The sequence below is a fragment of the SAR324 cluster bacterium genome (assembly GCA_015232315.1).
In the GTDB taxonomy this organism is placed as follows: domain Bacteria; phylum SAR324; class SAR324; order SAR324; family NAC60-12; genus JADFZZ01.
Map to the genome: position 1 here is coordinate 206,614 of JADFZZ010000004.1, position 15,932 is coordinate 222,545.

Sequence of the window (15,932 nt, forward strand, 5' to 3'; positions counted from 1 at the left end):
GGGGTTTCAATGCCGGAGGAGAATAGAAAGTAGAGGGGAAAAGGGGCAACTGCCCCCTGACTCATGATTTTGTTTTATCTTTTTCAGATGGGAGATAATTGAGAATCTGGGCACCGAGTCCGGCAAACAGCATCGTCATCACAATTCCCGGAACATTGGCAATCAGGATAATCCAGGGAATCACAAACAAATAAAACACATATTCTGATATCATAAGGAGGCTCCGTCAATCAGTGGGCAAATAAAAAAACGTGCTATATTTCCTGTAAATACGTTGATCCTGCAAGCTTATTTTTAAAAGAAATTGCTGTCGACAGATTTCAAATAGTAAATTATCATAACGTCGCTCTCCGTCCTTTAACAGGGACAAATCTCCAGTTTTAATAACCAGAAAAAAATACGTAAGCGTTCAGCTTTCAGTATTCAGCTTTCAGTGTTTATGCGCCTCAGAAGCCTTATGACTCAATAGCAGAAAATATCGTTTGGCTTCCAGGCCTTGAGAATTCCTGAAAACTGATAGCTGACGGCTGAACGCTTACAAAAATACGTTACATCCGCTTGCGATCAGACGGCTTTTTTCCGGAATAACCTCAGTATTCGTCTAAACAGAGAACGAACCCCAAAAGTGAGGCCTACCCCAATCACAAAGGCAATGGCTGGACGAGCCGTTACACTGGTATCCCACCAGACTTTGAATCGGCGATGCAGGTCTTCAGAAGGACTGAACATCGAGGTTTGTGTATTCTGAAGTGCCATCAGGTAATTGCTCAGGGTTTCAATATCCGCATCCGATAAATTCAATTGCGGCATCTGTGATTGTTCCACATCAAATCTTGGCTCTTTCAAACGATGCTGAATCCAGAACCGCACTCCTTCTTCCCCATGGAGTTGACGCAATTTATCACGAGCTTCCTGATACAGCGTATGAGGCTCTGTCGTGATTTTATCAATTTGATTGAGTTGTGTCAGATACTCCGGTGACTCTATCCGTTGTCGAATGCGGTCAACAAGGCCATCGAGGGCAGGTCCCATGCTGCCGCCCACCCCATTGATCTTGTGGCATCCCTCACAGCCTTTATCCTGAAACAGACTCATGCCTGAGATCTGAAAACTTCGGGAAAGATCACTTTTTCCCGGAACAATTTTCAGCACCTGGTTTTCACCATGCCTGTCTGGAAAAAATACCGTGAAATAAATACCGTCGCGGCCTTGTGCGATGGACGTGAGCAACTGTGGCATTTCCCCTTGATACCACAGCAGTCTTTCTGGTGCGGTTTGTAAACCTCGTCCCTGTTTCAACAGAAAACTTTTAATGGTTCTGGCTCCACGCTGATTGGATTCATCAATTCCAAGAATTCCCGAATAGGCAATCAACAGCCTGTTTGCCAGGGGAAGAATCGCGGGATCTTTGTTGGTGTAGGTCAGTGATGACACTCCAAGATAGCCGGGATCGACCCAAATGCCATTGATTTTAAGGGTTTCCGCATCGCCATCCCAATAATAGTTTTGACCGGGTATGATTTCGATAAGACGGCTATGAGCTCCAAGGTCTACCACATACACCGTTCCCTGAGGATCTATCGCAAAATCAACCGGATTCATAAAACCATAGGCAAACACATAACTGGCAGGACTCTGAGGATTGCTTTCCTCATACAGCGGATTATCCTGTGGCGCGGTAAAATCGAGGTTCATCCGCAAAATTTTCCCATGCCAGGACGCCATGTTTTGCGCGTTTGCAGAATTTCCACCATCACCGATTCCAACATACAATTTCTGGTCGGGTCCGATTTCACAATGAGTGATCGATCTTGAAAGGACTGTAGATTCCTGTTGAAAAGTTCCGTCAAATTCAGTCCATTTCACCGGTTTCATTGCAAAACCTGTCACGCCATGCTCAAACCTGACGATCCGGTTCACCCAGCGTCCACCGTTGAAGCCGATAGCGACAGCATAGAGCCAGCCCTGTTCCGGAGCCACGCACAATCCTGATAATTGAAGCGGTGTGGACGCGTCAGGCATAGCCAGTGGTCTTGCCAGCAAATCGGAATAGAGGGTACGTTGTTTCTGCCGGTTGACCGCATAGATATTTCCATCATATTCCAGCACAAAATATTCAGGGGCTTCCACGTTTTCAGACGAGGGCACAAACACCAGATCAACAGGATTTTTCCAACCGCTGGAATCCTGTTTGACCATGAAATTCGTGATGGTCGTCCACTCCTGAACTTCTTCCCCATGGATGTTGGCGCCGAGGAACATCACACAGGTCATGAACCCGATAATAGAAATAAAAATACGTGTCATAAACTTCTCATAAAAAGGTACGAATAATCAGGCTGGAACTTAGATTCATGACATTTCAGATGCAAGGCAATTACAAGAAAGGCATTGGACAAACAGGATCAGAACCACCTGAATTCTCTAAACTTTAAATCCTGTGGGGATTCAGTCTCTTCAATCAGCCTTATTCAGAACAATCGAATTCGCAATACCTCTAAGCATACCGGGAAAAATGAATATGTGAAAGGGGGCTGTTGCATACCAGTACAACAGTCCGAACGTTCCCTTTGGAAAAAAACGTGCCCGTTGGTGAAGTACCGTTTTTCCATCCTCCTGTGCTTGAAGACGGAATTCCAGAACGGCCTTTCCCGGTAGCTTCATTTCAGCAATCAATGCCAGGTGTTCCCGGGGCTTCACCACACTCACCCGCCAAAAATCGACAACATCCCCCAACATTAGTTTTTCAGAATCCCGACGGCCTCTTCGCAAGCCAACGCCCCCAACAAGTTTATCGATCATGCCGCGGAGTTTCCATAGCCAATTCCCATAATACCAACCTGTCTGCCCCCCAATTCTCACGACAGGAAGCCACACCTGCTGTACGGGAGCATCAATCGTGATCTGACGATAATCTTCGAAAACAGTGCCTCCGGCCCAGTCCGGATCACCTGGAACAGGCCATTCCACTGGAAGCAATCCCGAATCCGTCCAATGTGTCTCTACGTGTTGTTCGTAAGTTCGTTCCAGTGCTTTCGTAATAGCCTCAGCACAGCTCAACAATTTCTGTGGAATGAGTTTTTGGATGGAATCATCTTTACAGACAACCGGATTCTTCAATCCTTCTGCCAAAGGACGGGCAATGTAGGCGGGTAATGGCGTTACCAAATGGATCCAATAGGAACTGAGACGGGGTGTCAGTACTGGTACAGGGATTACTTTTCTTTCAGGAATCCCGGTTGCCCGTGCATAGATATGCATCAACTCCAGATAAGTAACTACATCGGTCCCTCCAATATCAAACGTTTGTCCTGCTGTCGTTTCAACTTTCAGGCAAGAAATCAGATATTGCAGAACATTCGACACCGCAATCGGCTGGACTGGAGTGTTGACCCACTTTGGAGTAATCATCACGGGCAGACGATCCACCAAATAGCGCAATATTTCGAAGGAGGCACTGCCGGAACCAATGATCATAGCGGCATTCAAAATGGTGACAGGCACTGTTCCCTGCCGCAAAATGTCTGCTACTTCATGCCTAGACCGCAGGTGTTTGCTCAGAGACGCATCATTCAGCCCCAACCCCCCTAAATAAATAATTCTCTGCACTCCATGCTGTGCACAGGCACTGACCAAATTTTGGGCCGATGTACGGTCTGCTTCTTCAAAATTGCTTTGTCCCGCCACCATGGAATGCACGAGATAATACACCACATCACACCCTTCGACAGCCTTTTGAAGATCCTCCGAGTGAAGCACATCACCCGCCGCCAGTTCGAGATTGGGATAATGGTGCCAGGGACGAGCCTGCAGTTTTTTCAGGGAACGGCTCATCGCCCGGACTTGATATCCGGCCTCCAGCAGACGTGGAACCAGTCGTCCTCCAATGTATCCTGTCGCGCCTGTAACTAGTATTTTAGGTTTCATCTTCATGGTTTATCTATAATGAAAAATGTGGATGGTCAACGGTGACACATGTCATTGGTGCAAGCACTCATAGGTCCTCTCTGTTATGATTCTTTCCATTTTCCAAGCTGAGCACAAAGTTCCCACAAACGCTTCGTGTCTGCGGGAGTATGGTGGGTTTTGTCCGAACGATGAATGGAACGGGCTTTGCGGTCAAACCAGAATTTCCCACTTTCCTGAGCCGTCAGATGCGGCGCAACTGCCAGCCAGATGATGGTATCCGCACCCTGTTCTGAAGTCCGTAAAACCCATTTGGTTATTTTCCTGAAGGTGGGCAAGGAATTTTGCACACCTTTCGTATCGGCCCACCCAGGATGCATCGCACTGACAATCACATTCCTATCCTTCAGTCGCTCTGCCCACAGTTCGGTTAAAATCACTTCAGCTCTTTTACTTTCTGCATAGGCCATGACCCCATTATAAGGGCGATTCTGGTATTGTGGATCGTCCAACTGTAGAGGAGTCGCATACATTCCACCTGAAGATACATTAATGATCCTGGCTTCTTTGGCCTGCAAGAGCTGAGGCAACAGCAAATTTGTCATTAAAAAATATCCCAGTGTATTGGTAGCAAAGGTTTTCTCCAGCCCTTCCGAATTTTCTTCGCGTTGATTCAACAAAACCCCTGCGTTATTGATCAATATATCGAGGTGCGGTTCTTTGAAACGAAATTGTTCTGCAAATTCCCGAATCTGCGAGGGTTCGCTCATATCTACGATTTCCAAAAATATGTTGGAATGGTCACTGGCGTTCATGATTTCATGTTGGGCCTTTTTTCCTGACTCCGCATTGCGACAAATGAGGTAAAGCCTGGCTCCCAGTTTGGCAAGATGCAAACTTGTGGCTTTGCCCAAACCCGAATTAGCACCAGTGACCAGCACCGTTTTTCCTTTCATGGATACCTGGGTGTCGGCATCGTTCCAAAGTTTTTTTCGAACAGAGTACCCCACTCGGTCATACCCGAAGATTACTGTCTTATTCAGCACATCATCCATCGTTTTACGTAAACCTGCCATGTTCAAACTCCTATTCAGTCAGAGAAACACTGTCATTTGCCATCTTCAGCAATACCAGCGACACAATACTATACAAAACCCCACCGCAATCAACCAGCCACAAACTCATCATAAACCAATTGCGGGAACCGTCAATGAGGATTCCAACTCCCCGGCGTGTGGCCAGTCCTTAGTTTTTACCGGATATTCGAGCTGTATTTCTGAAAACGACAATCTGCTCATTTTTCAGACGGATTATCCGGAAATGATGAATCTTTATGCAAAGTTTCCCTGGATAAGGCTGATACGTTCCAATAAGTCATTGTTTTTATTTTTAAAATTAAAATGGCATATTCCATGAAGTATCTGCTATGACTGATCAGTTCATCCCGCAGATTTGAAAGGAGGCCTTATGTTTCTAAATTATCAGACAAATTCCATGTATGATGAAATGTTTACTGAACCACCCCATGCCAGAGATGGAGCCGATCTTCTGGTTCAAAAAATCAGCTCACTTTCTGATGGCGAATTGCTCATTCGCCAGTCGGCCGCTGAAAAAAGCATGCTCAGAATGGGGATCACGTTCAATGTGTATGGCGATCAATCTGGCAAAGAACGTATTTTCCCCTTTGATATCATTCCCAGAATCTTTTCCGCTAAAGAATGGAAGTTGATTGAAAAAGCGCTCAAACAACGTATTTCCGCACTCAATCTGTTTATCCATGACATTTACCATGAACAGAAAATTCTCAAGGACAAGGTCATTCCCGAGTATGTCATCTATTCTGCCAGCACCTTCAGAAAACAATGCGTGGGCCTCAATCCGCCACGGGGTGTCTGGGCACATATATCCGGCATTGATATGGTGCGGGAAAAAAACGGGCAGATGTATGTGCTGGAAGATAACCTGCGCTGTCCTTCCGGAGTGTCCTATGTGCTGAAGAACAGACAGGTGATGAAGCAGGTTTTTCCACAAGTGTTTGAGGCGTCTCATGTCGCCCCGGTCGATCTTTATCCAAATCTGCTTTACAAAACCCTCCGCTCCATTGCTCCTGAAGGGGTGGATGATCCGACCATCGTGGTGCTCAGTCCGGGAATGTATAATTCAGCGTACTTTGAACACTCCTTCCTGGCCCAGCAGATGGGCGTTCCGTTGGTGGAAGGGAGTGATCTGGTGGTCAAGAATGGCTTTGTGCAAATGTCCACAACCCGTGGACTGCAACGGGTGGATGTGATCTATCGCAGAATTGATGATGATTTTATTGATCCGTTGGTGTTTAACAAGGATTCCATGCTCGGAGTTCCGGGACTCATGGATGTTTATATGAAAGGCCGTCTGGGGATGGCCAACGCGCCGGGAACCGGAATTGCGGACGATAAGGTCGTGTATGCCTATGTGCCTCAGATGATCAAATATTATTTGGGAGAGGAAATTCTGATTCCAAACGTGCCAACCTATCTGTGCTGGGAAGAAAAAGACATGACTTATGTGCTGGAACATATTGACCAACTGGTGGTGAAAGCCGCTAACGAAGCCGGTGGTTACGGCATGCTTGTCGGACCGCATTCCACAAAGGAACAGCAGGATGAATTCCGGTTGAAAGTCAAAGCGAATCCCCGAAACTATATCGCACAACCAACACTGACCCTGTCAAGAGTCCCGACCATTATCGGTGATCATCTGGAAGGACGACATGTCGATTTTCGTCCGTTTGTGCTGTATGGCGAAAAGATTGAGGTATTGTCAGGCGGGTTGACCCGGGTTGCGTTGAAAAAAGGCTCGCTGGTGGTCAATTCCTCTCAGGGCGGAGGCAGCAAGGATACCTGGGTGATACAACGCGAGGAAGGAGAAATCTATGCCGATTAAAGACATTATGCTGAGTCGGACAGCCAACCAGATTTACTGGCTGAGTCGCTATCTGGAACGTGCCGAAAATGTCGCACGTTTCATTGATGTGAATTTACAGTTGATGATTGATCTGCCCCAGGTCACATACCGGCATTGGGAAGCTGTGGTGATGACCTCCGGAGATATTCAGCTTTTCAGTGAGCTCTTCACAGACGTTACCCAGAAAAACGTCATTAAGTTTCTGACCTTTGAAACCGAAAATCCCAATTCCATTTTGTCCACGGTCCGGTTTGCCAGGGAAAATGCCCGCAGTGTGAGAGAGATCATTTCTTCGGAAATGTGGGAACAGATCAACAGTCTGTATCTGTTACTCCAGGATGCGAAAAACGACAGCAAGGTTCTGGAATCTCCGCATGATTTTTTTGATGCGGTAAAACGTGAATGTCATTTGTTTGAAGGGATCACTCAAAACACCTTGTCCCGGAGTGAAGCCTGGTATTTTCTGCGTCTGGGGCATTTTATCGAACGGGCCGATAAAACCGCCAGAATTCTGGACATGCACCATTACATGCCCGGACAACAGGAAGGCAACCCGACCTATGAACTGCTCCGCTGGCATGCTGTGCTTAAATCCATCAGCGCACTGGAAATGTACCGTCAGAATTATCGGGAAGTGAATCAGATGGATGTTTATAATTTTCTGTTGCTGGATAAAAATTTTCCCCGTTCGATTTACTGGTGCCTGATCCGGGCTGAAGAATCATTGCGAATGATTTCCGGCTCCCGGGAAGGGCGTTACGCCAACAAGGCTGAACGCTTTCTGGGCAAGTTGAAATCGGAGGTGGATTACTGCGATCTGCAGGAATTGATTGAAGAGGGCATCACCCGGTTTCTGGATAACATTCAATTCAAAATCAATGAGATCGACGATATGATTTATGAAACTTTTTTCAAAAGTTCTGTTTGATCTCTTTCCGGAGAATTCCTTATGAGCATTCGTGTAGCGCTTCGACATGAAACCAGTTATTCCTATGATCGTCTGGTGAAACTTTCGCCACAGGTCATCCGGTTGCGTCCGGCTCCACACTGCCGAACACCTGTGACCGCGTATTCGCTGAAAATTGATCCCAAACCCGAATTTATCAACTGGCAACAGGATCCCTTCGGCAATTTTCTGGCGCGTATCACCTTTGAAGAAAAGCAGACCGCGTGGAGGGTGGTCGTTGATCTTGTGACAGAAATGACAGTGATCAATCCTTTTGATTTTTTTCTGGAAGATTCTGTTGAACAATATCCTTTTCACTATGCGCCGAATGTTGCCAAGGAGCTTTCACCATACCTCGAAATTCAGGAGGATGGACCGTTGATCAAGGAGTTCCTCTCAACCATCAAAGTTGAAAAAGGACGAACCATTGATTTTCTGGTGGCTGTGAATATGAAACTCCATCAGGCAATCCGCTATGTCATTCGTCTGGAACCGGGAATCCAGTCCTGTGAGGAAACACTCGGTCTCCGTTCCGGATCGTGCCGAGACAGCGCGTGGTTGATGGTTCAGGTACTGCGACATTTTGGTCTGGCGGCACGTTTTACGTCAGGCTACCTCATTCAACTCACCCCGGATGTCAAATCCCTGGATGGGCCCTCAGGCACCGATCATGATTTCACAGATCTGCACGCCTGGACTGAGGTTTATCTTCCGGGGGCCGGTTGGGTTGGTCTTGACCCCACTTCCGGATTGTTTGCGGGTGAAGGTCATCTTCCCCTGGCCAGCACCCCGCATCCGGTAGATGCGGCCCCCATCACCGGACTGGTGGATGAATGTGAATCAGACATTCATTTTGAAATGCATGTGGATCGAATCCATGAAGATCCCCGTGTCACCAAACCTTACACTGACGAACAGTGGACTGATATTCTTAATCTTGGCTGGTCCGTTGATCAAAAACTGGAAGCTGATGATGTCCGCCTCACCATGGGTGGCGAACCCACCTTTGTTTCCATTGATGATCAGGATGGTCCTGAATGGAATTATACCGCTCTGAGTGAAAAAAAATTTCAGTTGGCCAACAATCTGCTCCAACGCCTGAAACAGCGTTTTGCGCCTAAAAGTCTGCTGTTTTACGGGCAGGGGAAATGGTATCCCGGAGAAATCCTGCCCCGCTGGTCGCTGGGATGTTACTGGAGAAAAGATGGTGTTCCGGTCTGGCAGAACGAAAAGTTGATTGCGCAGACTCCTGTTTCTGACAAAACCGCAATGGAAATCAAGGCCAGGGAATTCATGGAAAAACTGGCCGAAAATCTGGGCGTTTCGACCGAATTCATTCTTCCCGGCTATGAGGACGCGTTTTATTATCTGTGGAAAGAAGGAACTCTGCCGGTTAATTTTGATCCCCTGCAAAAACAACTGGAAGACAAAGTGGAACGGAGCCGTCTGGTAAAGCTTCTGGAAAAAGGATTGGGAAGTTTGACAGGCTATGTTTTGCCGCTGGCTGAGGATCATTCAGGCGAGCGTTTTTCATGGAAAAGTCGCAGTTGGGTGTTTCGTCGTGATCGCATGTATCTCATTCCCGGTGATTCTGTGATGGGTTTCCGCTTACCCTTGAATTCACTGGTCTGGGAAGCCGCTGATCAGCGACATCAGATTTATGAACAGGACACCATGCACCCCAGAAAACCGCTGCCGGATCTGGAAAAATTTCGACAACAGATTGAAGAACGTCATGAGTCCCCACAACCACAGCAGGATATGTCACTCAATCCTTCTGTCTTGAGAACAGCGATTTGTATTGAGCCCAGAAATGGAATTCTCTATGTGTTTCTCCCGCCGGTCTATGCGCTGGAATCCTGGCTGGATCTGATTTCCACGCTTGAAAAAACGGCCGGTGAACTGAATACTCCGATCAGGCTTGAAGGCTATCCACCTCCTAAAGACTGGCGTTTGGGTTCCTTTCAGATCACTCCTGATCCAGGTGTGATTGAAGTGAATATTCATCCTTCCTCTCATTGGGAAGAACTGGTTTGGAACACCGAAATTCTCTATGAAGAAGCGCGCTTGTCACGTCTGGCCACAGAAAAATTCATGCTCGATGGCAGGCATACAGGAACTGGTGGCGGAAACCATGTCACCATCGGCGGATCAACGCCTGCGGACAGTCCGTTTTTACGCAGACCAAACCTGCTGAAAAGTCTGGTGAATTTCTGGCAGAATCATCCCGGTTTGTCCTATCTGTTTTCAGGTCTGTTCATTGGACCAACAAGTCAGGCGCCAAGGGTGGATGAAGCCCGTGATGGTGCATTGTATGAACTGGAAATCGCGTTTCAGCAATTAGCCGGTTTTACAAATCCATCTCCATGGATTGTCGATCGTGTTCTACGGAACATGCTGGTTGATCTTACCGGAAATGGACATCGTGCTGAATTCAGCATCGACAAACTGTATTCTCCCGACAGTTTGAGCGGAAGACAAGGACTGGTTGAACTGCGTGCTTTTGAAATGCCGCCGCACTCAAGGATGAGTGTGGTTCAACTGTTGTTGATCAGGGCCCTTGTCTCCGCCTTTTGGAAACAACCTTATTCCCAGGCACTGGTCCCCTGGAATACAGAGTTGCACGATCGGTTCATGCTGCCTCATTTTGTAAGACAAGACCTGCTGGATGTTCTGAAATATCTGGAATTATCGGGTTTTTCTTTTGATCCGGAGTGGTTTGCTCCATTTATGGAATTCAGATTTCCACATTACGGCACCATCAACGCGGATGACATCAAACTCGAACTTCGCATGGCACTCGAACCATGGAATGTGCTGGGCGAAGAAATGGTGACCGGTCTCACGTCAAGGTTTGTGGATGCTTCTGTCGAACGGCTTCAGGTGGAAATCACCGGTTTGACACCAACCCGACATCTGGTTTTGTGCAATGGCCGGAGAATTCCCTTGACCAATACGGGCACACAGGGGCATTACGTCGCAGGTGTTCGGTATCAGGCCTGGAAAGCGCCATCTTCTCTGCATCCGACCATTCCTGTGCATAATCCACTGGTGTTTGATATTTATGACAAGTGGAATCAACGGTCTATTGCCGGTTGTACTTATCATGTCTCCCATCCTGGAGGCTTGTCTTACGAAACACGCCCGGTGAATGCCTATGAAGCCGAAACCCGCAGAATCTCCCGGTTTATACCGTTCGGTCACACACCGGGAAATATACCCTGCCCTCCAGAAGAAACCAATCCCTGGTATCCCTACACGCTTGATCTACGCAAACAACCTGTGTAAATAGTGCCTACATATTTTCAGGATTTGATTGGGCGATGGCATTCAAACAGGGCGACCGCCGGTCGCCCCTACACATGGTGATGGCATTCAAACAGGGCGACCCGCCGGTCGCCCCTACACATGGTGGGATGGCATTCAAACAGGGCGACCCGCCGGTCACCCCCACACATGGTGTGATGGCATTCAAACAGGGCGACCCGCCGGTCACCCCCACACATGGTGTGATGGCATTCAAACAGGGCGACCCACTGGTCGTCCAATAGGGCATTAATAATTGTTTTTCATGATTTGATGTAGGGGCGACCCGCCGGTCGCCCATTAATGCGCCGGGATAAAATAGAACAATGGCATTAATAATTGTTTTTCATGATTTGATGTAGGGGCGACCCGCTGGTCGTCCAATAGGGCATTAATAATTGTTTTTCATGATTTGATGTAGGGGCGACCCGCCGGTCGCCCATTAATGCGCCGGGATAAAATAGAACAGGGGATATGCAACAATTTCAGCAGAATAGTTCAGTTTCGTTCCAGAGCATGGAAAGCCAACAGGGTCTGTTCAGTGAATGGGGAAGTTACGCGCCTTTGCTGGAGATGGATGAAATCCTTTCACCCGAAGGCGACGTGCGCGCTCACTGGAAATTTCTGGTGGATTCCATGCAGAAACTGGGACCCGAGGAAGTTTGGCGCCGACAGCAGGTGATTGAAGACTGGCTCAGGCAGGATGGTGCCAGCTATAACATTTATGATGGTCAGAAAACAGAAAATCACCCGTGGAAACTGGATCCCTTGCCGGTGTTGTTCAGCAGTCAGGAGTGGACAGTCATTGAACAGGGACTTTCTCAACGGGCTGAACTGCTCAACCGTGTGTTTGTGGATCTTTACAGCGAACGGAGAATCATCAGGCACGGACTGGTTCCACCTGATATTATTTTCAGGCATCCCGCCTTTTTACGACCATGCCAACACACCTTGCCCCAAAATCATAAGGCACTGATGTTTTACAGTGCCGATTTGATTCGGGGAATGGATGGTGCTTTGAGGGTGATGGGTGACCGGACCCAGAATCCTTCCGGTCTGGGATATGCCCTCGAAAACCGCCAGACCCTCATGAAAGTCATGCCCAGCCTGTTCAGGGATTCCCATGTCCATCGTCTGGTGCATTTTTTCCGCAGCATGACCCAATCTCTCAGGCGACTGGTTCCGGGAGAAGAACTGCCGTTGATCATTGTCCTGACTCCAGGCAAGGAAAGTGAAACCTACTATGAACACGAATTCCTCGCCAACTATTTGGGTTACACGCTGGTGCAGGCGGAAGATCTGGTGGTACAGCGCCAAGTGGTTTATTTCAGATCCATGGAAGGACTCCGCAAGGTCGATGTGATTCTTCGAAGAGTCGATGAGGATTATTGTGATCCCCTTGAACTCAGAGGCGATTCTCTGCTGGGAATTCCCGGACTGCTTCAGGTGGTCAGAGCTGGCAACGTTAAAGTTGTCAATCCCCTGGGCAGTGGAATTCTGGAAAGCCCCATCCTGATGGCATTTCTCCCTGCCCTGTCAGAATATTTTCTGGGTGAAAAACTGTTGTTGCCCTCGGTGAAAACGTTGTGGTGCGGCAATTCATCTCATCTGGAAGCCGTGATGGACCAGATGGAAAATTATGTCATCAAACCCATCCATCCATCAGTTTCTACAGAGATTGTCTTCGGGAAAACACTGATTCCAGAAGAGTTGGAAAAATTAAGAAAGAAAATTCTCGGCAATCCGGAGTTGTTTGTCGCGGAGGAATACATCGGGTTGTCTACCGTTCCTGTTGTGCATGAACATCATATTGAACCATGCCGTGTCGGATTCCGGGGGTTTGTGTTCGCGCATCAGGATGAATATCAGGTGCTTTCCGGTGGTCTTGCCCGTGTTGCGCCGAACCCTGACGCACTGGTCATTTCCAATCAGTATGGTGGACGCAACAAAGATATCTGGGTGCTTGCGTCTGAACCTGAAGAAACCGTGGAGACCTTCAAGATCCCCCGATCAACACTACAGTTTAGAGTGGAAAAAAGTGTTTCCGGAAGAATCGCGGAAAATTATTTCTGGATGGGACGATATGTGCAACGCACGGAAAATCTTCTGAGAATCCTGCGACAGATTATGCAGATGGCTCAGCCTGAAGCCGAAGAACAGGGTTATCTCCGATTGTTGATGCGGATGCTGACCCATTTCACAGCCAATTATCCCGGATATGCTGGAATTTCTTCAGATTGGATAGAAAATCCTGTGCCAATGCTTGAAAAAAACATGCTGGATCCCCGGCATTTCAGCAGTCTGGCTTTTAATATTGAGCAGATCAACCGCAACTCACAAAATCTTCATGATCAGATGTCAGAAGAATTGCGAGGTTACGTCAACCAACTTTCTGAGGTGATTCAGGAGGATGCGCCCCGGGATTTTCAGAAAATGGTACAAACCCTGTCCATGAATCTGTGCGCCATCCGTGGTGCACTGCATGATTCCATCGACGACAGCATGGCCTGGATGTTCTGGAATTCGGGACGCCGTTTGGAATGGTCCATTAATGTCGTGATCATGATGTGGAGTGTTGCGATCAATCCTGAAGCCCTGCCACGGGATGTATGGAAATCCATGCTGTCTCTGACAGATAGCTGGACCATGTTCCGTAACCGTTTTTCGATCATTCCCGATTTTCAAAGTTTGCAGGAAATTCTTTTGACCGATGTGAGCAGTCCGCATTCGGTAACGACCCAGGTGATGATCCTCAAGGAGCATCTTGAAAAAATAAAACGTGACTCTCAACGATATACGACAGAGGATGAGGAAGAACTCCTGCATGAATTGCTGGCTCGTCTGAAAGTCGCTAATTTCAATTTTGTCAGTCCTGAACAGGATCAGATTTCACCACGTAGTTCCTTCGGGCGATTCATGCTTGAAGTGAATACGCTGTTAAGAAATTTGTCCGACACCATTCAGACAGATTTTATTCTGCCCAAAGAATTACCCCGACAGATTTAAACCTATGCCTGTTTACAATATCACGCATAAAACACATTATCGCTATGAAGAACCGGTCAGCTTATGCCACAATGAAATACGCATGCTTTCCCGGGAATTTCCTCATCAGCGCAGCCTCAAAACAGAAGTACACATCAACCCCCAGGCCAGCATTTATTCAGAACGTGAGGATTTTTTCGGAAACCGGGTCGCCTATTTTTCTGTGGAACGTCCCCATGCGTTACTGGAAATTGTTGTCAATAACATCGTTGAAACGGTATCGCAACCCCCGGTAAATTTTAAGGATAGCCCTGCCTGGGATGACATGTGTCATTGGCTTGAAACAGGCGGAAACGCCGAATGTTTTGAACTGCGCGAATTCTGTCATCCCTCCCCCAAAGTCCCCCTTCTACCGGGGATGAAAGATTATGCGCTGATTTCATTTTTACCGGGAAGGCCCGTTCTTGAAGCCGCCATGGATCTCACCTCAAGAATTTTTAAGGACTTTATATTTGATCCCAAAGCCACCGATGTTTCCACACCTTTGTCAAAAGTATGGCAACAAAAACGGGGAGTGTGTCAGGATTTCGCGCATGTCGGGATTGCTTGTCTGAGGTCTTTGGGATTGCCGGCCCGCTACATGAGTGGTTATCTGGAAACGTTGCCGCCTCCCGGGAAACCCAAGCTGATCGGGGTGGATATGTCTCATGCCTGGTTTTCAGTCGGCGTCCCGCAACTGGGATGGTTCGATTTTGACCCCACCAATAACCAGATGCCCTCTTCCCGGCATATCAGCATCGCCTGGGGGCGTGACTACAGTGATGTCACTCCGCTGAAAGGCATCATTTTCGGGGGCGGCGACAAACAGGAACTCAAAGTATCTGTTGATGTTTCCCGCCGACCTGACCGCACATCGGGCTTACTGCTTAGGCCGTAGAGACGTGCGCATCTCTACGATTATTCAAACACACCTTTACTCTGGCCTGTCACATTTTTCATATTCTCACGGTATGGCCCCCACAAGGCACTTCCTTCTTTCAGGGTAACGGTTCCCTGTGACTGAATGACAGCCTGACCTTCCGGCGATTTGATATAGTCGATAAATTTAGCGACATCCGGAGTCATTTTTACGGCCGTTACGATATACAGCGGGCGAAAGAGTTTATAGGTTCCATTGGAAATATTCTGAACAGAAGGATCGACACCATTGAGGTTCAAAATCTTGACCTTGCTTTTTTTAGCGGAAGACACCCCGTCGAGTCCAATCGAGTATTTGGATTTTTCGACAGCTTTTTCCAGCGGACCTGTACTTTCAAATTCCTGGGTCACCTTGAAATCAGCGTCGGCATTACCAAAAATCAGTTCCCTGGCCATCATGCCAACTCCTGAAATTTTACCTTCCCGGGCAAACACATCAATTTTATGATCGTCGCCGCCCAGTTGTTTCCAGTTGGTGATTTCGCCGGAAAACACTTTTCGCAAATCACCATGGCTGATATCACTCACCGGGTTGTCCGGATTGACGATAGCGACAAGCGCGTCCCAGGCGATAGCATGCAGTTTCACACCTTTTTCTGAATCTTCGAGCATCAAATGCCGACAGGATCCTCCCAGATCAGCCACACCTGCTGCTGTTTCCCGGATCCCTTTGGTCGCGCCGCCGCCATCAATGGTAATGTGAATCCCTTCTTTTTTTTCAAAGGCTTTGGCGATTTCACTCATGTAGGCTTTTTTGGAAATTCCACACCCCACCCATGCCAGCTCAGCCTGGACAGCGGGAACATGGATCAGACTGGCGAACATCAGTCCGGTAATCATCGCTTTGATATGTTTCATAAAACTCCTC

At 47.8% G+C, this 15,932-nt stretch carries 11 protein-coding genes; 5 read left to right on the forward strand and 6 right to left on the reverse strand.

Annotation, left to right across the window (positions count from 1 at the left end):
- Nucleotides 1-61 precede the first annotated feature (61 nt).
- From HQM11_05280 to HQM11_05295, 4 genes are all read right to left on the reverse strand, one after another.
- On the reverse strand, nt 62-214 hold the full coding sequence (locus tag HQM11_05280) for a hypothetical protein (GenBank protein ID MBF0350420.1): 153 nt from the start codon (nt 212-214) through the stop codon (nt 62-64).
- Between the two features lie 350 nt (nt 215-564).
- The gene (locus HQM11_05285) at nt 565-2,307 is read right to left on the reverse strand and encodes a PQQ-dependent sugar dehydrogenase (protein ID MBF0350421.1); all 1,743 of its coding nucleotides are present in this window, start codon (nt 2,305-2,307) and stop codon (nt 565-567) included.
- A 150-nt stretch (nt 2,308-2,457) separates the two neighbouring features.
- Nucleotides 2,458-3,933 (reverse strand): SDR family oxidoreductase, encoded by a 1,476-nt coding sequence (locus HQM11_05290; GenBank protein ID MBF0350422.1) that lies wholly within the window; start codon nt 3,931-3,933, stop codon nt 2,458-2,460.
- Nucleotides 3,934-4,010: 77 nt separating this feature from the next.
- Nucleotides 4,011-4,982, reverse strand: a complete 972-nt coding sequence (locus HQM11_05295; GenBank protein ID MBF0350423.1) for an SDR family NAD(P)-dependent oxidoreductase — start codon at nt 4,980-4,982, stop codon at nt 4,011-4,013.
- A 391-nt stretch (nt 4,983-5,373) separates the two neighbouring features.
- On the opposite strand from HQM11_05295, the gene HQM11_05300 reads away from it, so the two are divergent.
- The 3 genes from HQM11_05300 to HQM11_05310 are packed head-to-tail and all read left to right on the forward strand — an operon-like array spanning nt 5,374 to nt 11,083.
- Complete coding sequence (locus HQM11_05300) at nt 5,374-6,828, forward strand: circularly permuted type 2 ATP-grasp protein (GenBank protein MBF0350424.1); 1,455 nt, start codon at nt 5,374-5,376, stop codon at nt 6,826-6,828.
- A gap of 7 nt (nt 6,829-6,835) precedes the next feature.
- On the forward strand, nt 6,836-7,777 hold the full coding sequence (locus tag HQM11_05305; GenBank protein MBF0350425.1) for an alpha-E domain-containing protein: 942 nt from the start codon (nt 6,836-6,838) through the stop codon (nt 7,775-7,777).
- A 21-nt stretch (nt 7,778-7,798) separates the two neighbouring features.
- Nucleotides 7,799-11,083 carry a transglutaminase family protein gene (locus HQM11_05310; GenBank protein MBF0350426.1) on the forward strand — a complete coding sequence of 1,095 codons (3,285 nt, stop codon included), beginning with the start codon at nt 7,799-7,801 and terminating at the stop codon, nt 11,081-11,083.
- A gap of 7 nt (nt 11,084-11,090) precedes the next feature.
- Here the strand turns inward: HQM11_05310 and HQM11_05315 are convergent, their stop codons facing one another.
- A complete protein-coding gene (locus HQM11_05315) occupies nt 11,091-11,351 on the reverse strand; it encodes a hypothetical protein (protein ID MBF0350427.1) in 261 nt (86 codons plus the stop codon).
- Between the two features lie 224 nt (nt 11,352-11,575).
- Here HQM11_05315 and HQM11_05320 point away from each other — a divergent pair, with 224 nt between their 5' ends.
- Nucleotides 11,576-14,107, forward strand: coding sequence for a circularly permuted type 2 ATP-grasp protein (locus tag HQM11_05320; protein MBF0350428.1), 2,532 nt, complete (start codon nt 11,576-11,578; stop codon nt 14,105-14,107).
- Between the two features lie 4 nt (nt 14,108-14,111).
- Complete coding sequence (locus HQM11_05325; protein ID MBF0350429.1) at nt 14,112-15,023, forward strand: transglutaminase family protein; 912 nt, start codon at nt 14,112-14,114, stop codon at nt 15,021-15,023.
- A 20-nt stretch (nt 15,024-15,043) separates the two neighbouring features.
- On the opposite strand, the gene HQM11_05330 is transcribed toward HQM11_05325, so the two are convergent.
- The gene (locus HQM11_05330) at nt 15,044-15,922 is read right to left on the reverse strand and encodes a phosphate ABC transporter substrate-binding protein (protein MBF0350430.1); all 879 of its coding nucleotides are present in this window, start codon (nt 15,920-15,922) and stop codon (nt 15,044-15,046) included.
- Nucleotides 15,923-15,932 lie beyond the last annotated feature (10 nt).

Excerpts from the sequence above, each read along its gene's own strand:
- HQM11_05280 (MBF0350420.1), bottom strand. The coding sequence starts at position 214 with ATGATATCAGAATATGTGTTTTATTTGTTTGTGATTCCCTGGATTATC.
- HQM11_05285 (MBF0350421.1), bottom strand. The coding sequence starts at position 2,307 with ATGACACGTATTTTTATTTCTATTATCGGGTTCATGACCTGTGTGATG.
- HQM11_05290 (MBF0350422.1), bottom strand. The coding sequence starts at position 3,933 with ATGAAGATGAAACCTAAAATACTAGTTACAGGCGCGACAGGATACATT.
- HQM11_05295 (MBF0350423.1), bottom strand. The coding sequence starts at position 4,982 with ATGGCAGGTTTACGTAAAACGATGGATGATGTGCTGAATAAGACAGTA.
- HQM11_05300 (MBF0350424.1), top strand. The coding sequence starts at position 5,374 with ATGTTTCTAAATTATCAGACAAATTCCATGTATGATGAAATGTTTACT.
- HQM11_05305 (MBF0350425.1), top strand. The coding sequence starts at position 6,836 with ATGCTGAGTCGGACAGCCAACCAGATTTACTGGCTGAGTCGCTATCTG.
- HQM11_05310 (MBF0350426.1), top strand. The coding sequence starts at position 7,799 with ATGAGCATTCGTGTAGCGCTTCGACATGAAACCAGTTATTCCTATGAT.
- HQM11_05315 (MBF0350427.1), bottom strand. The coding sequence starts at position 11,351 with ATGCCCTATTGGACGACCAGTGGGTCGCCCTGTTTGAATGCCATCACA.
- HQM11_05320 (MBF0350428.1), top strand. The coding sequence starts at position 11,576 with ATGCAACAATTTCAGCAGAATAGTTCAGTTTCGTTCCAGAGCATGGAA.
- HQM11_05325 (MBF0350429.1), top strand. The coding sequence starts at position 14,112 with ATGCCTGTTTACAATATCACGCATAAAACACATTATCGCTATGAAGAA.
- HQM11_05330 (MBF0350430.1), bottom strand. The coding sequence starts at position 15,922 with ATGAAACATATCAAAGCGATGATTACCGGACTGATGTTCGCCAGTCTG.